14 protein-coding genes are annotated in these 20279 nt (G+C 72.1%); 11 read left to right on the top strand and 3 right to left on the bottom strand.

The window, feature by feature from the left end:
• Positions 1–95 precede the first annotated feature (95 nt).
• Positions 96–344 carry a WhiB family transcriptional regulator gene (locus J2W20_RS01380; RefSeq protein WP_066498767.1) on the bottom strand — a complete coding sequence of 83 codons (249 nt, stop codon included), beginning with the start codon at positions 342–344 and terminating at the stop codon, positions 96–98.
• A gap of 266 nt (positions 345–610) precedes the next feature.
• On the opposite strand from J2W20_RS01380, the gene J2W20_RS01375 reads away from it, so the two are divergent.
• Complete coding sequence (locus tag J2W20_RS01375) at positions 611–1096, top strand: hypothetical protein (RefSeq protein WP_307003930.1); 486 nt, start codon at positions 611–613, stop codon at positions 1094–1096.
• A 30-nt stretch (positions 1097–1126) separates the two neighbouring features.
• Here the strand turns inward: J2W20_RS01375 and J2W20_RS01370 are convergent, their stop codons facing one another.
• The gene (locus J2W20_RS01370) at positions 1127–5188 is read right to left on the bottom strand and encodes an FtsK/SpoIIIE domain-containing protein (RefSeq protein ID WP_307003928.1); all 4062 of its coding nucleotides are present in this window, start codon (positions 5186–5188) and stop codon (positions 1127–1129) included.
• A 202-nt stretch (positions 5189–5390) separates the two neighbouring features.
• On the opposite strand from J2W20_RS01370, the gene glf reads away from it, so the two are divergent.
• From glf to J2W20_RS01320, 10 genes are all read left to right on the top strand, one after another.
• Complete coding sequence (gene glf, locus J2W20_RS01365; protein WP_307003926.1) at positions 5391–6578, top strand: UDP-galactopyranose mutase; 1188 nt, start codon at positions 5391–5393, stop codon at positions 6576–6578.
• Entirely contained in the window at positions 6575–8632 is a 2058-nt protein-coding gene (locus J2W20_RS01360) for a glycosyltransferase (RefSeq protein ID WP_307003924.1), read from the top strand. The genes glf and J2W20_RS01360 overlap by 4 nt, the downstream gene beginning before the upstream one ends.
• Positions 8604–9500: an ABC transporter permease gene (locus J2W20_RS01355; RefSeq protein WP_373457943.1), complete on the top strand. Its 897-nt coding sequence runs from the start codon at positions 8604–8606 to the stop codon at positions 9498–9500. Before J2W20_RS01360 ends, J2W20_RS01355 begins: the two co-directional genes overlap by 29 nt.
• A 21-nt stretch (positions 9501–9521) precedes the next feature.
• Positions 9522–10277, top strand: a complete 756-nt coding sequence (locus tag J2W20_RS01350; protein WP_307004699.1) for an ABC transporter ATP-binding protein — start codon at positions 9522–9524, stop codon at positions 10275–10277.
• The gene (locus J2W20_RS01345; protein WP_307003921.1) at positions 10274–11803 is read left to right on the top strand and encodes a glycosyltransferase family 39 protein; all 1530 of its coding nucleotides are present in this window, start codon (positions 10274–10276) and stop codon (positions 11801–11803) included. The genes J2W20_RS01350 and J2W20_RS01345 overlap by 4 nt, the downstream gene beginning before the upstream one ends.
• Positions 11804–11932: 129 nt before the next feature.
• Complete coding sequence (locus J2W20_RS01340; protein WP_307003920.1) at positions 11933–12952, top strand: ABC transporter substrate-binding protein; 1020 nt, start codon at positions 11933–11935, stop codon at positions 12950–12952.
• A gap of 7 nt (positions 12953–12959) precedes the next feature.
• Positions 12960–15113 (top strand): acyltransferase family protein, encoded by a 2154-nt coding sequence (locus J2W20_RS01335; RefSeq protein WP_307003918.1) that lies wholly within the window; start codon positions 12960–12962, stop codon positions 15111–15113.
• On the top strand, positions 15094–16719 hold the full coding sequence (locus J2W20_RS01330) for a glycosyltransferase family 39 protein (RefSeq protein ID WP_307003916.1): 1626 nt from the start codon (positions 15094–15096) through the stop codon (positions 16717–16719). Before J2W20_RS01335 ends, J2W20_RS01330 begins: the two co-directional genes overlap by 20 nt.
• Before the next feature lie 10 nt (positions 16720–16729).
• The gene (locus tag J2W20_RS01325) at positions 16730–17749 is read left to right on the top strand and encodes a glycosyltransferase family 2 protein (RefSeq protein ID WP_307003915.1); all 1020 of its coding nucleotides are present in this window, start codon (positions 16730–16732) and stop codon (positions 17747–17749) included.
• Positions 17746–18207 carry a GtrA family protein gene (locus J2W20_RS01320; protein WP_307003913.1) on the top strand — a complete coding sequence of 154 codons (462 nt, stop codon included), beginning with the start codon at positions 17746–17748 and terminating at the stop codon, positions 18205–18207. Before J2W20_RS01325 ends, J2W20_RS01320 begins: the two co-directional genes overlap by 4 nt.
• Here J2W20_RS01320 and J2W20_RS01315 read toward each other — a convergent pair.
• Positions 18194–20233, bottom strand: a complete 2040-nt coding sequence (locus J2W20_RS01315; RefSeq protein ID WP_307003911.1) for a DUF6541 family protein — start codon at positions 20231–20233, stop codon at positions 18194–18196. The two genes, J2W20_RS01320 and J2W20_RS01315, sit on opposite strands and share 14 nt — an antisense overlap.
• Positions 20234–20279: the final 46 nt, after the last annotated feature.

Here is a 20279-nt window from a genome sequence, read left to right as displayed (position 1 = left end):
CGTCCCCGTGGAGGGGAGCGCTGCGGGCGGCGGAAAATCGGCCTCGAAAGCCTGCGTCTTCTCGGTCAGGGCCTGCTCGGTCTGGGCCTGCTCGGTCAGGAGGCCCGGCGGGCGCGCGCCGCGCGCCGCTTGAGTGCGCGGCGCTCGTCTTCGCTCATGCCGCCCCAGACCCCGGCATCCTGGCCGGACTCGAGGGCCCACTGGAGGCAGGTGTCCACGACGGGGCAGCGACGGCAGACGCTCTTGGCTTCTTCGATCTGCAGGAGGGCAGGCCCGGTGTTCCCGACTGGAAAGAAGAGTTCGGGATCCTTGTCGAGGCAGGCCGCGCGGTCACGCCAGTCCATGGTGGTAGAGCAACTCCGTTCTTGGGGGGACGAGAAGGCTTGTGAAAACATTCACGAGGTCGTCCAAAGCAAAGGGGCCTGTGGGGCCCCGCGGTCAACTTCATTAAGGTTGTCACGTTAACTGGGTGTAAACAAGGGGTCCGGGGCAGGATTCGGGCCCCGGGGGAGAGGGATGCGTCACACCCTTTCCGGTCCTGGGGAGCCGCGGCGGGGCGGGACTGGAGGAGGCGGGCCACGGGGGCTCCAGCCTCGGGTATCGTGCGGATGTGCCTACGCCAGAAGTCCCGCCGCTGCAGAGCCCCTGGACCCTCGCCGTGCTCGTGGCCATCGTGCTGCTCGAGTCGGCGGTCCTCGTCGGATTCGCGATCTTCTACGCCGTAGAGCTCCTGGCGGGCAACGCCGAGACGTCCCCCGGCGGGGCGGCGTTCACCCTCGTGCTCCTCGCTGCGTTCGGGGCCTGGCTGGCCTCCGCGGGGGTCTTCCTGTGGCGGGGGCGTCGCTGGCCCCGGTCGGCCGCACTCGTGGCGCAGCTGTTCGCGCTGGTCATCGGTGTGCCGACGCTCACCGGCGGCGTCGTCGTCCTCGGACTGGCCATCGTGGTGCCGGCCGTCGCGGCGCTCTTCCTCCTCTTCGACAAGCGCGTCCTCGCCCTCACGCAGGGGAGCGGCCGCCGCCCGGGCGGTGCGGGCAGGGCGGACGGCCCGGAAGCCGACACGCCCGACGCGGGCGGCACAGGCGCCGGGAGGGGCTGAGGGCCCGGGGACGGCCTGCCCCGCGCCGGGCTACGGGGCGGCGGCCTCGGAACGCGGTCCGTCCACCCCGAGCTGCACGTCCGTCAGCCGACCGCCGATGAGGGCCACCCCGCGGCCGGGCGGGACATGTCCCGGAGCGTCGACCCGGACCCCGAGGACTTCCCCGTCGCCCGCGGTGCGCGGCGCGATGAGGATGCCGGTCCCGGACCCGCGCACCGTGAGCGCCAGGGGGCACCGGGCGTAGAGGCTGGCGCTGTAGCCCGCGGTGGCCACGATCCGTGCACCGGTCTCGAGCAGCCGCGAGAGCAGCCGGTTCTCCGCCGCGTCCAGCTGGTCCGCGTCGTCGACGAGGAGCACGGTCCGCTCCGCCAGGGCGGCCCCGGGACCGGTCTCGATGCGTCGGTCGAGCGCGGCCTGCCAGTCCCTGGCCCGGGACTGCGGATCCGTGGCGACGAAGTCGACCGTCGGGTTCATCGTCGGCAGGGCGGCGAGCAGGGTGCTCTTGCCGGAGCCCGGCGCACCGAGCACGAGGAGGACCTCGCCGACCGCGAGGCGGATTGACAGCGGCGCCGGCTCGTCGCCGGCCAGCCCCACGACGAGGGGCAGGCGGCCTGCAGCTGCCGCAGTCCCCGCCGCGGCTGGGGGACCGGCCAGCTCGGCGACCAGGGCCGCCGGCGCGAGCGCGGGCAGCGGGTCGATGCGGAAGGGGGCCGGCTCGCCGCGGCCGCGCCGCCGCGACGGTGCTGGGGCCACGGGGTCCTCGGCCCCCGCGGCCGCAGCGCCAGTCGTGCAGCACTGCGTCGTGCAGCACTGCGCTGCCAGGGGCGCGCCTCCGGCTATGAGGGTGCCCGCAGCGGCGGCCCGGCCCGCGAGTGCCGGCATCGCGGGAAGGCGCGGCCATGACAGGCGGGCCTCCTCGGTGGCCCCGCTCGGAAAGAAGAGCCGCGCGGCCATGCCCGCGAACGGCCGTGAGCCGACCAGCTCGCGCTCGCCGGCCGCGACGACGCTCAGGCCGGCCGCGGGCCCGTTCCTGACGAGGTCGCCCAGTCCTTCCTCCGCCCAGGCCTGCGGGCTCTGCCGCAGGGCCGAGATCCAGGCACCCCACGCCGAGACGACGACGGCGAGCGGGACCGGCGTGTGCGCGCCGGTCCCGGGGAGGAGGCGGCGGGCACACTCCTCGTCCAGCCTCGCGATGACGCGCGCCGCCCGCCGCAGGTCGCCGAGGCTGACGTGCGCCCCTACCCGCGGATGGCCGCGCCAGGGGCCGAGGGAGCCGTCCCCGTCGAGGAGGTACAGGTGGCGGACGGCGTCCCCGTCGGCAAGCTGTGAGACGACTGCCGCGAGGGCGTCCGCCGTTCCGGCCGTCGCCGGCCCCACGAGCGCGAGGTGCCCGTCCGGCCCGGGATTCCAGTCCAGCCTGGCGACCCGCTGCTCGTGCGGGACATCGACGAGGCCGAGGTGGATGAGGTCGGGGACAGCGTGGCGTCCGGCGCCCGGCGGCGGCATCGTGTCCGGGGACACCGGTGCGAGGCTCGCGGAGCACGCGGCCGCTTCGTCGACTGTGAGCCGCGGCGGCAGGGGAGGGGCCACCGGCTTCCTGACGGGGGTACGGCCCGCCGCAGCCCACGCGCGACGCGCGGCCTCGACGAGGGGCACCGCGGCCTCGGCCGGTGCCGGTCGGCCCTCCCGGGCGGCGCCGTGCCCGGCGTCGGGCCATCGGCGGGCATCGGTCACGCGCACGGCGGCGGGGCGCCCCGTGGAAGGCCCGAGCGAGGCGGACTGGAACTCCAGGGGACCATCGCCCCCGATGGCCAGGTAGGCCCTGCCCGGGAGTCCGATGGGGATGTGGGCGGCCAGCGGGGACCCCAGGACGTCCGAGGACTCGGCCTCGTGCTGCATCCGCAGGGCAATGCTCGTGGTCACGTTCGCGCGGATGTCCGCGGAGAGGGCACCCTGCGGGCGCTGTGTGGCCATGACGAGGTGCATGCCCAGTGACCGGCCCACCGTCGCGATGCGCATGAGCTCTGCGAGCGCGGCCGGCGCCTCGTCCATGAGCACCCTGAACTCGTCGACGACCAGGACGAGCCGGGGCAGGTCGCCGCCGAGCCGCACGTAGTCGACCACGTCCGCCGCGCCCACGCTGCCCAGCAGCCGCTCACGCCGTGTGAGCTCTGCCCGCAGCGACGCGAGCGTGCGGTCCATGCCGCCCTCGGCGAGATCGGTGACCAGCCCCACGCAGTGCGGGAGCCCGGCGAGCGGAGCGAGGCCTGAGCCGCCCTTGAAGTCCACGAGCAGGAAGGTGAGGCGAGCCGGCGAGTGCGTTGCGGCCGCTGCGGCGACGAGGGTGCGCAGGAACTCCGACTTGCCCGATCCGGTGGTGCCCGCCACGAGCAGGTGCGGGCCGTGGGCCACGAGATCGAGCGTGACCGTGCCCGCCGCGGAGCATCCGACGGGGAACCTGACGCCGGGCTCCTGCGCGCTCCTGTCCCACGCCGCTGCGACCCCGGCCGAGCCGAGCGGCACGAGCGCATCGAGCCCGCACCGGTCCGGGATCCCGGCCGGCCCCGCTTCCTGGGCCGACCGGCCGGCGCGCCGCGCGGCGTTCTCGAAGGCCTCGGCCGTCATGAGGTCCGGGAGGAAGCAGGACGTGGTGCCGTCGCGGATGAGGGCCGAGCGCCTGCCATCGAGGCGGACGGTGGCGTGCGGGAGCACGGCCAGGCTGTCCACGGGGGCGACCACGGGCCAGCCCCGTCCATGTGCCGCCTCGACGGCCGCCGCGCAGGATTCCGCGCGGGTGCCCGGAAGGACGAGGAGGATGCCGCGGAGGCAGCCCGGAAGGGCGGCGTCGGGGCAGCCCCGCGGGAGGCCCGCGGGGAGGAACCTGAGCCGCGGAAGGAACCGTGCCGCCAGCCGTAGCCTGTCCGCGCCGCCGACCACGGCGATGCCCAGGCCTGCCGCTGCCGGCAGCCGGGCGAGCTGGAGGAGGAGCGAGCGCATGAGACCATCGACGGACTCCGCGCCGCCGTCGAGCCCGAGGACTCCCCGGAGCGGGGCCGTGAAGGGGGCAGCGGCCAGCCGGGGCGGAGCGGCACGCGCTGCTTCGGGTTCGATCACGACGTCCGCCGGCTGGTCTGCCGTGCCGAGGCGCGCGTGGACCGGCGAGCCCGCGGGGTCCGCGTCGCTGCCGTCGCGGAGGCCCGCGGAGCCGGAGGACCTCGCGAGGAGCCCCAGATCGGGTGCCCTCGCGCGCCGGCGTGCGCCGTCGTCGTCGGCCGCTGCCGCGAGCCGCCGCTCGAAGTCGCGGCGCGCCGACCGCCCCTCGATGAGCGGGACGAGGACCGAGACGGCGGAGACGGCCGTGAACGCCAGGAACATCCACAGGCCGGTGGCCAGCGCCAGCGCCACTCCCACGGCCAGGGGGAGCGCGGCCATCGTGATGATCGCCGCCCGACGCGGCGGCGGCATGTGGCGGACCACCCGCAGGGGAGCGCCCGGGCCGGAGCCGGCGGCAGCATCGAGGAGGGCCTCCTCGGCCCCGAACACGAGGGTGCACGTGCACGATCCCAGCCGGAAGGCCTGGCCCGCGCAGAGCTCCGCGCGCTGGACCCGCCGGCCGCCGACCCAGACGCCGTTGGCGCTGCCGAGGTCGGTGACGGCGGCCGCGGCGTCCGTCACCTCGATCAGGGCGTGCTCGCGGGAGAGCTCGGGATCGGGCAGGGCCAGGCGGGGGCCTTCGCCGCCCGGGGCGCGGCCGAGCCTGAGCGTGCCCCGCCCGATCGGCACCACCGTGCCTGCCGCGGGCCCCGTGTGCACCACGAGCGAGAGCGGGGGAGGCACTGCCCGGCTGCGGCTGCGGTCAGCGCCGGAGGCAATGAGGACCGCACCGCTGGTCAGCGGAGCCCTGCCTACCACGAGCATGGCCAGCGGGACGCCCTCCACGGTACAGTCGCCGCTGCCGTAGGCGGCCTCCAGGGCCGCGGCGACCTCGCCGCCGGCGGAACCGTCGGCGGCGTGGACCACCAGTTCCCGCCGCATGCACCCCGCCCGGGCGCTGCCGGCGTCCGGCGAGACGAGTGTGCAGTGCAGTTCCATGGCCCTCCCTCCGTCGGCACCGCCGTCCGTCAACGCTAGGCAGCCGGCCGGCGGCGTAACCACGGGCAGGATGGCCGTTGTGGACAACCCCGGCCGGGAGCGATTCAGGGAAGCCGGAGCCGCTCGGGTAATCTGAACCCCGGACATCTCGGGTCGCTGCCCCTCGCGCGGCGGCGCTCGGCTTTTCTCACAGGGAGACACCTTGACTGCAGACCTCGTCGTTGTCGGATCCGGATTCTTCGGGCTCACCGTGGCCGAGAGGGCAGCCAGCGAGCTGGGCCTCAAGGTCACCGTGATCGACCGGCGGCACCACATCGGCGGCAACGCGTACAGCGAGACCGAGGAGCAGACGGGGATCGAGGTCCACCGCTACGGCGCCCACCTCTTCCACACCTCCAACGAGAAGGTCTGGGAGTACGTCAACCGCTTCACGACCTTCACCGACTACGTGCACCGCGTGTACGGGGTCCACAAGGGCGAGGTCTTCCCGCTGCCGATCAACCTCGGCACGATCAACCAGTTCTTCCGGGCCAACTACACCCCCGCCGAGGCACGGGCACTCATCGCGGAGCAGGCGGGCGAGCTCGCGGGCACCGACCCGCAGAACCTCAACGACAAGGGCATCCAGCTCATCGGGCGCCCGCTGTACGAGGCCTTCATCAAGCACTACACGGGCAAGCAGTGGCAGACCGACCCGAAGGATCTGCCCGCCGGGATCATCTCCCGCCTGCCGGTGCGCTACACCTACGACAACCGCTACTTCAACGACACCTACGAGGGGCTCCCGACCCAGGGCTACACCGCGTGGATCGAGCGGATGGCGGACCACCCCAACATCGACGTGCGGCTCAGCACGGACTTCTTCGACGAGTCGCAGCCCGTCAGCAAGGGCAGCGTGGTCGGCAGCGTCCCGGTCGTCTACACCGGCCCCGTGGACCGCTACTTCGACTACGCCGAGGGCGACCTGTCCTGGCGCACGATCGATTTCGAGGAGGAAGTCCTCCCCACGGGTGACTTCCAGGGGACGTCGGTGGTGAACTACAACGACGCCGAGGTGCCGTACACCCGGATCATCGAGCCCCGCCACTTCCACCCCGAGCGGAACTACCAGACCGAGAAGACGGTCATCATGCGCGAGTTCTCCCGCTTCGCGGAGAAGGGCGACGAGCCCTACTACCCGATCAACACCGAGGCCGACCGCGCGAAGCTGCTCGCCTACCGCGATCTGGCCAAGGCCGAGGACAACGTCCTCTTCGGCGGCCGGCTCGGCACCTACAAGTACCTCGACATGCACATGGCCATCGGCTCGGCGCTGTCGATGTACGAGAACAGGATCAAGCCGCACTTCGAGGGCGGCCAGGCCCTCGTGAGCGGGGGAGTGGACGAGTGACGACGGCGGAGACCGCTGTCGCTGCCGGTTCGCCCGACGCCGCGTCCGCGTGGCAGGAGATCCAGCGGGTCGTCCTGCCCGCCACCGGGCAGGAGGACGTGGTCCCCCTCTACGTGGACGCCGGCTCGTCGCACGGCGTCCGGCTCGTGGAGGACGACACCCTGTACCGGAAGCCGCGGAAGCCGGACGAGAAGCTCAACCTCGTCTCCTCCCAGGCCACCGAGGCGCACTACGAGGACTTCCTCTCCCGGGAGTCGATGGCGGTGCGGCCCGGCCAGCACGTCTCGTTCGGCACCTACTTCAACGCCTTCCCGGCGAGCTACTGGCGCAGGTGGACCGCGGTCCGCCGCGTGCGCCTCGTGGTCGAGACCGAGGGGCGCGGCACCGTCGTCGTGTACCGCTCCAACGCGAGGGGCCACCTGCAGCGGGTGGCCTCCCGCGCGGTCGACGGCCGCCAGCGGGCGGAGTTCGAGCTCGACCTCTCCCCGTTCGGCGACGGAGGCTGGTACTGGTTCGACCTGAACGCGAGCCGCGACGGCATCGAACTCGTCCGTGCCCACTGGGACGCCCGCCCCGGGCAGGCCCACACCGGGGACACCGCCCGGCGCGGGTCCGTGATGGTCGAGATCACGACCCTGAACAAGCCCGGGTACTGCATCGAGAACGCGAAGCAGTTCGCCGCCCACCCCGAGGTGCTCGAGCGGATCAGCGAGATCCTCATCGTCGACCAGGGCACCGACCAGGTGCGCGACCATCCCGAGTTCGCCGCCGTCGAGGCTGCGCTGGGCGGCCGTCTGCGCGTGATCGAGCAGTCCAACCTCGGCGGGTCCGGCGGGTTCGCCCGCGGCATGTTCGAAGCGGTCGAGGGCGGCTACGACTACGTCCTCCTGCTGGACGACGACGTCGTCGTGGAGCCCGAGAGCATTGTGCGGCTCGTGACCTTCGCCGACCACTGCAAGAAGCCCACGCTGGTCGGCGGCCACATGTTCGACCTCCACGCGCGCACCATCCTGCACGCCTACGCCGAAGTCGTCGATCCGTACCGCATCACGCCGGAGATCCCCCGGATCGACATGCGCCTGCGGCACGACTTCGTCGACTCGAACCTCCGCCAGACGCCCTGGCTGCACCGCCGGGCGGACGCGGACTACAACGGCTGGTGGATGTGCCTCATTCCGACCGCCGTGATCCGCGAGGTCGGCCTCTCGCTGCCGCTGTTCATCAAGTGGGACGACATCGAGTACGGGCTGCGGGCCAAGAAGGCCGGGTTCCCCACGGTCTCCCTCCCCGGAGCGGGCCTCTGGCACGTCTCGTGGGAGGACAAGCAGGACGACATCGGCTGGCAGGCCTACTTCTACGCGCGCAACAGGCTGGTCGCCGCGCTGCTGCACAGCCCCTTCGCCCACGGCGGCCGCGTCCTGCGGGAGTCGTTCCAGGTCGACGTCAAGCACCTGTTCTCCATGCAGTACTACGCCGAGGCACTGCGGTCGATCGCCCTTGCCGACGTCCAGCGCGGGCCCGACGTGCTCCACGCCGACCTGCCCTCGAAGCTGCCCGACGCCGTCGCGCTCCGCTCCCAGTACAGCGAGGCGCAGTTCCGCGACGACGTCGACGAGTTCCCCGCTCCGCACAGCGCGGAGGCGCCGCGCGGGATCGATGCGGCCGGCTCGCCCACCAAGAAGGAGCTGATCCCGTGGGCCGCCAAGGCCTTCGCCCGGCAGCTGACCCGCGCGGTGGCGCCCGAGGCGGCCGAGCACCCGCAGGCCCACCTCGCCCACAAGGACAACAAATGGTGGCGGCTGACGAACTACGACTCCGTGGTCATCACCAACGCGGAGGGCACCGCCTCGTCCTGGTACCGCCGGCGCCCGGAGCTGCTCAAGCCCGGGATCGCGAAGTCCGCCGCGGTGCACGCCGGGCTGTGGCGCGACTGGGACGCCCTCGCCGCCCGCTACCGCGAGGCGGCGGCACGCGTGACCAGCATGGAGGCCTGGCGCGCCACGTTCGCCGAGCACACCCGCAGCGATGGAGGAAGGAACCGTGGCAAGCACTGACGTCGAAGCGGGCCTGACCCAGCCCGGGCGCAGTGGCGGCCTCAAGGACGTCTACCGGAACCGCTTCCTGCTCAAGCTCCTGGTCCGCAAGGAGATCAAGGTCCGCTACCGCGGGTCGGTCCTCGGCATCGTCTGGTCCTACATGCGCCCGGGCATGCAGTTCCTGGTGTTCTACATCGCCCTGGGGCTCTTCCTCAACGCACAGGGCTCCACGCCGAACTACCCGATCTACCTGTTCGCCGGCATCGTCCTCGTGAACTTCTTCACAGAGGCACTGGGCAATGCCACGCGGTCGATCGTGAACAACCGGGACCTCATCCGGAAGATCTACCTGCCCCGCGAACTGTTCCCGGTCGCGAGCGTGTGGGTGTCCGCGGCGCACTTCCTGCCCCAGGTCCTCATCCTCCTGGTGGTCTGCCTGTTCTTCGGCTGGCTGCCGACCCTGTGGTCGGTGCTCGCCCTGATCGCGGCCTTCGTCATGCTGGCAGTGCTCGCCATCGGCCTCGGGCTGTTCTTCGGCGCCATCAACGTCTACTTCCGCGATTCGGAGAACCTCGTCGACCTGCTGATCATGATGGTCACCTGGGCCTCTCCCGTCCTCTATCTCTGGAGCCAGGTCGAGCGGGTGCTCGGGCCGTTCTTCCCGCTCTACCAGCTCAATCCCATGACCGTCGCCGTCGAGGTGTTCCACTGGGCGTTCTGGCGCCCGACGCTCGACGGCGCGCAGCTCGCCGCGCCGTCGACCGCCACCGTGCCGGGACTGTTCGAGCTGTGGTTCCCCCTCGCGGGCGTCGTGACGGTGGCCATCCTCCTCGTGGGGCAGTTCACGTTCTCGCGCCTGTCGGTCAAGTTCGCGCAGGAGCTGTGAATGGCTGAGCACACCGTCACGATGCAGACCGCCATCACCGTCCAGGGGGTGCGCAAGGAGTTCGTGCTCCGCCACACCCGGTCCCTCAAGGAAGCGGTCATGTGGATCCTCCGCGGCCGTCGCGGGGACATCTCGAAGAAGTTCGACGCGCTCAAGGACGTCTCCCTCCACGTGGAGGAGGGCGAGACCGTCGCCCTGATGGGCCTGAACGGCTCGGGCAAGTCGACCCTCCTCAAGCTCATCTCCGGGGTGCTCCAGCCGGATGCCGGCTCGGTGCGCACGCGCGGCCGCGTCGCCGGACTCATCGAGGTGGGCGCGGGCTTCCACCACGACCTCAGCGGGCGCGACAACGTCTACCTCAACGGCGCGATCCTGGGCATGTCGGAGCAGCAGATCGACGCGATGTTCGACTCGATCGTCGAGTTCTCCGAGATCGGCGAGTTCATCGACACCGAGGTCAAGTTCTACTCCTCCGGCATGTACCTGCGCCTCGCCTTCAGCATCGCGGTCCACACGGATCCCGAGGTCTTCCTCATCGACGAGATCCTCGCCGTGGGCGACGAGCCCTTCCAGCGCAAGTGCATCTCCAAGATCAAGGAGCTCGCCGCGGCGGGCAAGACCCTGTTCGTGGTGAGCCACGACCTCGACCTCGTCTCGACCATCTGCGAGCGCGGAGTGCTGCTCGAGCATGGCAGGGTGATCATGGACGGCGAGGTGCACGAGGTCGTCAAGGAGCTCCGCCGCCGCAGCTCGGAGTCCGCAGGCACGGAGGCGTGAGCCACGCAGGCCCCCTGCGGGGGACCCACGCCCGCGCCGTCGAAGCGACCCACGGCTCCCCGCGCGGACGCCTGCTCCTTCCGCTGGCGGCCGCAGCCCTCGCCCTCGTCACCCTCGTGCCGGCCTCCTGGGTCCCCAGCCTGTGGACCGACGAGGCGGCGACCGCCAGCGCCGTCCGCCGCTCCTGGCCCGAGCTGTTCTTCATGCTCGGCAAGGTCGACGTCGTCCACGGCCTCTACTACATGCTCGTCAAGTCGCTGACCGACGCGGTGGGCGTGAGCGAGCTGACCCTGCGGGCGCCGAGCATCGCTGCGGGCGCCGCGGCGGCCGCCGCCCTGGCAGTCGCGGCCCGGCGGCTCGGTGGCCCGCGGACGGGGCTCGCCGCGGCCGTCGTGCTGGTCCTGCTGCCGAGGTTCCAGTTCGCGGCGACGGACGCGCGCTCGTACGCGCTCACGGTCCTCGGCACATCCCTCTGCATCGCGGCCCTGGCCGCCCTCCGGGAGAGCGGACGGTGGCGCGCCGCCGCGGGCCTCGGGGCCGCGCTCCTGGTGTCCACCGGCCTGTCGTTCTACTGCATCCTGCTCGCCCCGGTCGCGGTGCTCGCGGCCCTCGCCGACCGGCGCCTCCGCCCCCACTGGTGGAAGGTGGCCCTGGCGAGCGTCCCGGCCGCCGGCGTGGCGGCCTGGGTCGCCGCGGCCGCCTCGCGCCAGACGTTCCAGGTCGCGTGGATCCCGCCCCTCGACTGGCATGTGGGCCGCGAGATCGTCTTCCTGCAGTACTTCTCGCACGCTGCGATGTGGACCGACACCGGCATCGTCCCGGCGGCCTCGGCGCCGCTCGTCGTCGGCATGGTGATGACCGCCGTCGCCGTCCTGGCGCTGGCGGTCTGGGGCGTGGTCCGCCGCCCGCGCTCGTTCTCGACCGTGCTCGGCCTGGCGCTCATCACCGTCCCGCTCGCCGTCCTCCTGGTCGGCTCGGCCCTGATGGGCAGCTCCTACTACCTTCCGCGCTACCTCACCTTCACTGCGCCCGGGCTGTGCCTGCTCGCCGCCAACGGAGCAGTGTCCCTCACACGGCCCGCGGCCGCCCGCTGGGTTGCCGGGGCTGCCGCGCTGACGCTCGCCGGCGGCGCACTCCTGGCCATCGCCGGACAGCGGACGGAGTTCGCCCGGAGCCCTTCCGACGACTTCCGCTTCGTCGCGGACACGATCCGGGACCACGCCCGGCCGGGGGAGTCCTTCGCGGTCGCGGCGGGCGAGGACCTGTTCATCGCCGCCTACCCGCGGCCCTTCGAGGGACTCGTGGACCTCACGCGCGGCATCAGCGCCGCACAGTGGGGCCTGATCTTCAACCAGAGGTTCCCGCTCGAGAGCCGATCGGCGCTCGTGGACCGGCAGAAGGTCGTCTTCGCGATCCGGCCCGTGGAGAAGCCCCAGGAGGAGGAGTTCCTCCGCAGCCGCGGGTTCGCGGAGCAGGGGCGCTGGAGCGGCCCGGGCCACGTGATCGTCAAATTCGTCAAGTACTGACCGGTACCATTGATTGGGTGTGTGCCGGCCCTTCCGGCGCTCGAGGAATGAAGGATGAGGAAGCGGATGCCGAAGCCCCAGACGACGTCGACCAGCTCTTGGAGCCGACGGGCGTTCTTGGCGGGCGGCGTGTCGCTGCCCTTCCTCCTGACCGGGTGCCTCGACAAGAAGAGCGCCGACCGGACCGCCGTCGAGGACAACTCCTTCCCCACGACCATCAGGCACGCCCTCGGGTCCACCACGATCGACAAGGAACCGCGCATCGTCGCCACCCTCGGGTGGTCGAGCGCGGACGTCTGCGTCGAACTCGGCGTGCTGCCCGCCGGCTACCCGGTGGAGGCGCTGCGCGGCTACGGGACGCCGCCCTGGTTCTCCAAGGCCGTGAGCCAGCTCGACGCCCTCCTGCCCCGCAACTACCACGACGACGCGGGCGTTCCGTGGGGCGACCTGCAGGACATCAAGCCCGACCTGATCCTCGCGGTCAACGCGGCCTTCGGCAAGGACGCCGCCGAGACGGCAGACATCTACACCCAGCTGACCAAGATCGCGCCCACCGTCGCGTGGCCCGGCCGCCCGAAGGACACGGACTGGCGGACGACGACGACGACGGTCGCCCAGGCGCTGGGCCGCAAGGACGCCGGCCGGTCCCTCGTGACCGAGACCGAGGGCGCCATCCGCGACGCCGCGGGAGCGTACAAGGACCTCGCGGGCGCGACGGTGCTCTGCCTGGAGGCGCGCTCCGTGCCCGGGGCCTCCTTCGAGGTCCACACCCAGGACTCCAACGCCATGCGCGTGCTCGCCGACTTCGGCCTCAAGCCCGCGCCCGCCCTCGCGAAGATCGTCGCCGACGGCCAGCCGAACGGGCAGCCCGCCGGGCCCAAGACGGTCTACCTCGACGCCAACCGGGCCGCCGAGCTCGTGGCCGACGTCGTCGTCGTCGGCGTCCGCCCGGACGAGCACAAGGACATCGCCGACGGGAAGGTGCTGTCCGGCATCCCCGCCCAGCGGCGCGGGTCGACCCTCCTGCTCAACACGGACCAGGACTTCCTCGCGCTCGTCGCCGCGTCGCCCACCTCCATCAAGTGGGCCATCCAGACGGTCATGCCCGGACTCGCCCGCTGCGCGTACCTCGCGCGCACCGGCAGGTAGCGCCGCCGTGACCCAGACCGAGCCGGGGGAGCGGCGCTCCGCAGAGCCGGCAGCCCCGGCCCCCGCCGCCCCGCGCACGGTCCGGAAGGACATCCAGGCCCTCCGGGCCCTGGCGGTGGCGGCCGTCGTCGTGAACCATGTGTGGCCGCGGCACCTCCCCGGCGGCTACGTCGGCGTCGACATCTTCTTCGTCATTTCCGGCTACCTCATCAGCAACCACCTCCTGGCGGAGGTCCGCCGGACGGGAACGGTCCGACTGGGCTCGTTCTACGCGCGCCGGGCCAAGAGGCTGCTCCCTGCGGCGCTGCTGGTCGGGCTCGTGGCCCTGGCGGCGGCCTACGTCTGGCTGCCGTTCAACCGCTGGGCGGTCATCGCCCAGGAGACGATCGCGGCGGCCTTCTACGCGGAGAACTGGGTGCTGGCGGCGAAGTCGGTCGACTACTCGGCCCACAGCGAGGGTGCCTCGACGGTCCAGCACTACTGGTCGCTGTCGGTGGAGGAACAGTTCTACCTGCTGTGGCCCCTCCTCCTCCTCGCGGCGTGGGCCCTGGCGACGAGGTTCCGCATCCGCCACCACCGCAGCCTCACGCTGGCGTTCTCCCTCGTGGGGGCCGCCTCCTTCGCCTTCTGCGTCTGGTACACCATGACCGACCGCAGCCCCGCGTACTTCGTGACCCCGGGCCGCGCCTGGGAGTTCGCGGCCGGCGGCCTCATCGCCGTCGTCGGCCATCGCCTCCGGGAGCGCGGCGCGGCACCGCTGCCGATGTCGGTCAGGGGAATCCTCCAGACGGCGGGGCTCGGCCTCCTCGTGGTCTCGGCGCTCGCGTTCAACGAGACGACCCTCTTCCCCGGCTATCTGGCCGCGGTCCCGGTGGCCGGGACGGCGCTCATCATCGCGTCCGGGCCCCAACGGCCGGGATGGTCGCCCGTGCGGCTGCTCGAGAACCGGCCGGTCCAGTACGTGGGGGACATCTCCTACTCGCTCTACCTCTGGCACTGGCCGCTCATCATCCTCGCCCCGTCGGCCCTGGCACGGGACCTCGGCACCGCCGATCGGCTGGGGATCGTCGTCCTCTCGCTCCTGCTCGCGGCGGTCACCAAGCGCTTCGTCGAGGACCCGGGCAGGACCCGGCCGCTGCGCTCCTCGTCGCCGCGGAAGGTCCTGCTCGCGACCGTCGCCGCGATGAGCGCCGTGGCCATCGCCGGGCTGTCCCTGACCGGTGCGGCCGCTGCCGAGCAGACCGCCCAGGAGCACCGCGCAGCCCTGCTGGCGAGCGGAGCCTGCTTCGGTGCGGCGAGCCTCGCCGATCCCCAGGGGTGTGCCGACCCGTTCGGCCCCGCGGAGGTCGCCAACGTGGGCGACAGCGAGGCGCCCTGGTTCAACGCCCCGGAATGCAGCCCGGCGCCCAATCCCGTGATGGCCGGCCAGCAGCGGGCCCTCCTGCGCTGCGACTTCACTCAGGGGAGGCCCGCCTCCGAGACCGTCTGGCTGATCGGCGACTCCCATGCCGAACAGTGGAAGGCGGCGATCCACGAACTCGCCCGGCAGCGGCACTGGGTCCTCTACGAGAGCCTCGTCGGTGGGTGTCCCCTCGTCGACGCCAAGCGCGTGGCGTTCATGGGCGTTTCCTCGGACAATCCTGGACTGCAGCAGAAGTGCCTGACGTGGAGCCGCGACCTCGCCGCGCGGATCACCGCGGAACGGCCCAACCTGGTCATCGCCTCCACCTTCGGCAGCGGCGAGACCATCGACGACGGCACCGGCCGGCCGCAGCTGGACCAGTACCGCTCCGCCGTCAGCCGCCGCTTCATGCCCTGGGCCGCCGCCGGATCCCGGGTGCTCGTGATCCGCGATACCCCGCTCACCCTCGACCACGCCACCCCGGACTGCGTCGCCCAGAGCCCCGACGACCCGCGCAGGTGCTCGAACCCGCGCTCGGCGGCGCTCCCTCCGGACCCGCTGGCCGAGGGCGTCCGTGCCCTGCACGACCGGCGCCTCGGTGTCCTGGACCTCTCCGACCAGTTCTGTCCCGGGGCCACGTGCTATGCGGTGATCGGCGGCGCGCACGTCTACTTCGACAGGGACCACGTCTCGCGGACCTACATCAAGTCCCTCGTCCCGCTTGTCAGCCGGAGGTTCGATGCTGCGGTCCACGGCTGAGCCGCAGGAGGCGGCGGCGCCGGAGGGCGAGCGCAGGCCGCGGGGAGCCGTCGCCGTCGCCGCGGTCCTGTCCGCGCTGGTCCTGCTCGTCCTCGTCAACGTGGTGGCGGACTCCCCGCCCACCCTCGTCCCCTACAGCACGCCGCTCGTCGTTGCCGCCGCCGCCGGCCTCCTCGCGCTCACCCCGCTGCTCCACCGCGCCGCCGCCTGGTGCGCCGCAGTGCTCGACCGGGTGCCCGACCGGGGCCGGTGGGCGCTGGCGGCCGTCGGCCTGCTGGTCCTCACGCTCGTCCCCGCGGTCATCGGGCTGGCTGTCCGCGTGCCCCCCGGCTGGGACGCCGGCGCGGTGCTCGACACCGCGACGGCCTTCGCGCAGGGGACCCACTACGACTTCGCCGAGCAGTACTTCGCGTGGTACCCGAACAACCTCTTCCTCGCGTTCGCCCTCGGATGCTACTTCAAGGCCGTCGGCGCGTTCGGGGTGACCGACACCCTCGCGGCGGCGATCTGGCTGCACGCCCTCTTCATGGCCGTGAGCTCGGTCCTGGCCGTCAGGCTCGCCCGGCGGCTGGCAGGTCCCGCGGCAGGGGTGGGCACCCTGCTCGTCACGGTGCCGTTCGTGGCGCTCGGACCGTGGAGCGGCGTCCCCTACTCCGACACGCTCTCGATGCCGTTCCCGATTGCCATCCTCCTCCTCGCCGACATCGCCCGCACCGCGCCCCGCGGGCGCTCGATCGCCCTGTGGGGCGCAGTCGGCGTCCTCACAGCGGTCGGGGTGCAGATCAAGCCGACGGTGGTCTTCGCCCTCGCCGCGGCCGGGCTCACGATGATGCTCTCGTCGCGGGGAGCCCGCGCGTGGGGCAGGACCGCACTGGCCGCCGCCGTGGCCCTCTCCGTCGCGGGCGTCGCCTACCTGGGCAGCGGCGCCGCCGTCAGGGCCGCCCACGTCGTCCAGTTCAACCTCGATGCCAACACGCAGGCCGTGCCGTTCACGCACTTCCTCAAGATGGGGGCGACGGGCCGGGGCGGCTTCAACGCCGACGACATCCGGAACACCCTGAGCACCCCGTCGGCCGATCGGTTCGCCAACGGGCTCAACGGCTACCTCGATCGGGTCGAGGCGATGGGGCCCACGGGATACCCCGGCTTCCTCCTGGACAAGCTCGGGTGGTCGCTCGGCGATGGGTCGTTCTACGCCTGGGCTGAGGGGGTCACGCGGGAGAACCACAGCTTCCCCGCCCGCGATCCGCTCAGCCAGGAGATCCGCCGCTTCTACACGTTCGACGGCGACGGGGCACCTTTCGTGCGCAGCGCCTGGCAGGCAGCGTGGTTCGCCGTGCTCGTCGTCCTGGTCCTCTCGGCGCTCGTCGGCGGCCGCGGCCGGGACGCGTGGGCCGGCGCCGCGGCACGGCTCGCGTTCCTGGCGCTCCTGGTCTTCCTGGCGTTCTTCGAGAACAGGGCCCGCTACATCTACCTCTACGTCCCGGTGGTCGCGGTCCTCGTCTCCGCCGCGGTCGCGGACGGACACGCCGCACTCGCGCGCCGGCGCGGGCGGAGGAGCCCGCGACCCGATCCGGACCGTTCCGGCTCCACCGCCGTCTCGTAGAATCATGAGCGTGCTTGAGAACATGGGGGACGCCGACCGACCGTCCGCCGGACTGATGAGTTTTGTCCTCCCTGTCCACAATGAAGCGGCGAACGTGCACCCCCTGCACTCACGCCTCACCGCGATCGTGGAGCGGCTGGGCTGCGACGCCGAGTTCATCTACATCAACGACGGCAGCCGGGACGAGTCCCTCGGGGTGCTCCGCGGCCTGGCCGGACGGGACCCCCGCGTGGTGGTGATCGACTTCTCGCGGAACTTCGGCCATCAGATCGCCGTGACGGCCGGCCTCGACGAGGCCCGGGGCGACGCCGTGGTCATCATGGACACCGACCTGCAGGACCCGCCCGAGGTCGTGTTCGACCTCGTGGCCGCCTGGCGGCGCGGTGCCGACGTCGCGTATGCCCAGCGGCGCACCAGGAAGGACTCCTGGTTCAAGCGCACCACCGCCGCCGCGTACTACCGCCTCCTGCGCAGGCTCTCCGACATCGACATCCCCGCCAACACGGGCGACTTCCGGCTGATCGACCGCCGGGTCGTCGACGAGCTCAAGAAGTACCGCGAAGTGGACCGTTACCTGCGCGGGATGGTCAGCCACGTCGGCTTCACGCAGGTCGCGGTCCCGTTCGACCGCGACCAGCGGCTGCACGGCGAGACCGGGTACCCCATGGCCAAGATGCTCAAGCTCGCGGCAGACGGCATCCTCGGCTTCTCCACGTTTCCCCTCATGGTCATCTCCAGGATCGGCTTCCTCGCCTCCGGCCTCGCCGTCCTGGGCGCGCTGTACGCGCTCGCCATGAAGCTGTTCGCCCCCCAGAACGTCGTGGACGGATGGACCTTCATCGTCATGAGCGTGCTCTTCGTGGGAGGACTCCAGATCAGCATGCTCGGGATCCTCGGGCAGTACATCGGCCGCATCTACCGCGAGGTGCAGGACCGGCCGCTGTACACCGTGCGCTCGGTGTACCGGCACGGCGAGGGGCGGCCGCCCGCGCCGGCGCCCCGCGGTGCGGCGCGCGTGGGCGACGCGTGAGGCCGGACGTTCCGCGCCCGGGGACCGCGGCGCTGGCCAGGGTCTTCCGCTTCGTGGTGGTCGGCCTCGTGAACAACGCGGTCGGCTACGGGCTCTTCGTCGTGCAGTCCCTGGCCGGCGTGGGGCACACGGAGGCCATGACCGTGAGCTACGTGGTCGGCATGGCGGTGAGCTTCTGGGGGAACCGTGCCTGGACGTTCGGCCACGAGGGGCCGCTGTGGCCCACCGTCTTCAGGTTCCTCGGCGCCAACGCGGCGGGGTACGCGGTCAACTACGGTCTGCTCAACACGTTCGTCGAGGGCTGGGGCTGGCCCCAGATCCCCGCCCAGCTGGCCGCCACGGCGGTCGTGGCGGCCGGCACGTTCACCCTCATGCGCCTCTGGGTCTTCCCCGCGGCCCGGGCCGGGCGCCGTGCGGCCGCGACCGAGGATGCCGAGGAGCCCGCTAGGGACAGGTGACCCTGAACAGCCGGGCATGTCCCACCTCGGCCACGAGCTTGACGCCCGGGGCCGAGTCGGTGGCCAGATCGTTGAGCCCGACGAACGGGTCGTCGGACGGGATGACCGTCTTGTCGCCGAAATCGAGCGCCCAGTAGGCGTGGAGTTCCTTGATCGCGGGGCACACGCGCGAGTTGTAGGCCGCCTCGTCCCAGTGGTTGAGGACCATCGCCTCGGTGGGGCTCCGGTCGCCGAAGACGTGCGGGGCCACCGTGCGCCGGTCCTCGAGCGCGTACACGAGGGAGCCTCCCATGAGCGGGTTGGCCACGATGGTGTCGCCCGCCGGGACGATGCCGGGGACCTGGTCGAGCAGCGCGCGCTCGTCCGAGTCGACGAGCATCGAGTTGCCGTCGAGGGTGAAGACCTGGTGGATGCGGTCCTGGACGCTCGAGAGCGTCCCTCCCTGGGAGCCGATGCCCATTGCGAGGATCACGAGGGATACCACGATGGCGGTGATGCCCTGCCACCGCGGTGCGGCGGAGTCGGCGAACCTGCGCAGGCGCGTGGTCCCTGCCGCCCACTCCCGCGCGAGTTCCAGCCCGGCGCGGATGCGCCACAGGAGCCACTCGGCGCCGAGGATGGCGACCGGCAGGGCCACGACCGGCAGGATGGCCGCGAGCCGGAAGCTGTCGTTGTACCAGACACCGGTGAGGAAGGTGCGCAGGGACCCCGGGTTCCAGCTCGAGACGACGACGTAGAGGGCGCCCCCGATCGCGTACATGGCCAGGACCCACCAGAGGCGGCGCAGCTGCCGCGCGAGCACGTACAGGCCGATGAAGGTCAGGGGCGTGAGGATCCAGGCGACCGTGGTGCCCATCGGCGCATTGGCGAGGACCTCGCCGATGGCGCGCGCGTTGGACTGGAAGGGGGCCCACGGGGCGGCGCTCAGGCTCGGCCGCAGGAGGTACCAGATGCCGGCCACGCCGACGGAGTAGACGAGCGCGAAGGCGCCCCAGAGGCGCAGGGCGCGGCGCGACGTCGTCCGCCTCCGCCAGGCGCCCCACGTGGCGAGGAAGCGCGCCCAGACCACAGGGAGTGCGAAGCCGAGGAGGCCGATCGCCGTCGAGGGGTGGGTCAGCGCGAGGCCGGGGAACGTCGCCACGAGGGCGAGGATGGGCGCCAGGGGCGACGACGGCTGGCTGCGCGCCATGCCGAGGGCCTCGATCGCGAGCCCGAGCACCGCAGGCATCAGCGCGATGGCGGCGTGGTTCGGATAGAGGACCCCGAACGCCACCATGAGGTAGGGGAAGGCACTGAAGCCTGCCGAGAGGACTCCCGCCGCCATGAGCGGGACCGGGCGGTACCCGACGATGCGGCTGATCAGGAACAGGCACGAGAGCGGCCAGACGAGGGCGCCGATCACGATCGTGGCGACATTGACCACGACCGGCACGGGGCCGCCGGCCAGCTGGAGGATGAGTGCCATGGAGTCGTGCATCGCGGCCGGGTAGAACGAGTGGGACGAGTCCGTGAGGTTGCCGAGCGTGAGCGACGAGCCGTTGGCGTGGTCCTCGATGTAGCGGATCGCGTTGAGATGGTAGATGTTGTCGAACGTCTGCGAGAAGTCCTCGGGGGCACCGAAGCCGAGGATGTACCGGCGGCCGATGATGAAGGCGGCGAACGCCACCGACAGGGGCACTCCCACCCAGACGATCCACCGGCCGAGGTCGAGGTGCGTGAGCGGACCGTTGGAGGCCAGCACCCCGGCGCCGTCCCGCCCGGGGGAGCGGCGGCGCCACAGGACGCGCCCGGCGAGCGCCGCGAGGGCCAGAACGGCCGAGACCACGAAGTAGACCACCGGGTTGAAGGGGAGCCGCACGAACGGCGCCACCACGGCCGTGCAGCCCGCGACGGATGCGGAGACCGGGGCGGCCAGCGCGACAAGGTTCAGCCGCCTGACTCCGGCTGCCGCGAGCACCGCCAGACCGGGCCCGAACATCACCACCAATGCTGCCGCGAAGGTCGGGATGGTCTGGATCCAGGTCATCTGGTGAGGCTCCTCGCGTCGGTCAACCCCCCTAGTATGCCCTGTC

It is taken from the genome of Sinomonas atrocyanea (assembly GCF_030812675.1).
Classification (GTDB): domain Bacteria; phylum Actinomycetota; class Actinomycetes; order Actinomycetales; family Micrococcaceae; genus Sinomonas; species Sinomonas atrocyanea_B.
The sequence above is the reverse complement of the archived record's forward strand: the minus strand, read 5'-3'. Positions and strand labels throughout refer to the sequence as shown.

Excerpts from the sequence above, each read along its gene's own strand:
- J2W20_RS01380 (WP_066498767.1), bottom strand. The coding sequence starts at position 344 with ATGGACTGGCGTGACCGCGCGGCCTGCCTCGACAAGGATCCCGAACTC.
- J2W20_RS01370 (WP_307003928.1), bottom strand. The coding sequence starts at position 5,188 with ATGGAACTGCACTGCACACTCGTCTCGCCGGACGCCGGCAGCGCCCGG.
- J2W20_RS01355 (WP_373457943.1), top strand. The coding sequence starts at position 8,604 with ATGGAGGAAGGAACCGTGGCAAGCACTGACGTCGAAGCGGGCCTGACC.
- J2W20_RS01350 (WP_307004699.1), top strand. The coding sequence starts at position 9,522 with ATGCAGACCGCCATCACCGTCCAGGGGGTGCGCAAGGAGTTCGTGCTC.
- J2W20_RS01330 (WP_307003916.1), top strand. The coding sequence starts at position 15,094 with ATGCTGCGGTCCACGGCTGAGCCGCAGGAGGCGGCGGCGCCGGAGGGC.
- J2W20_RS01315 (WP_307003911.1), bottom strand. The coding sequence starts at position 20,233 with ATGACCTGGATCCAGACCATCCCGACCTTCGCGGCAGCATTGGTGGTG.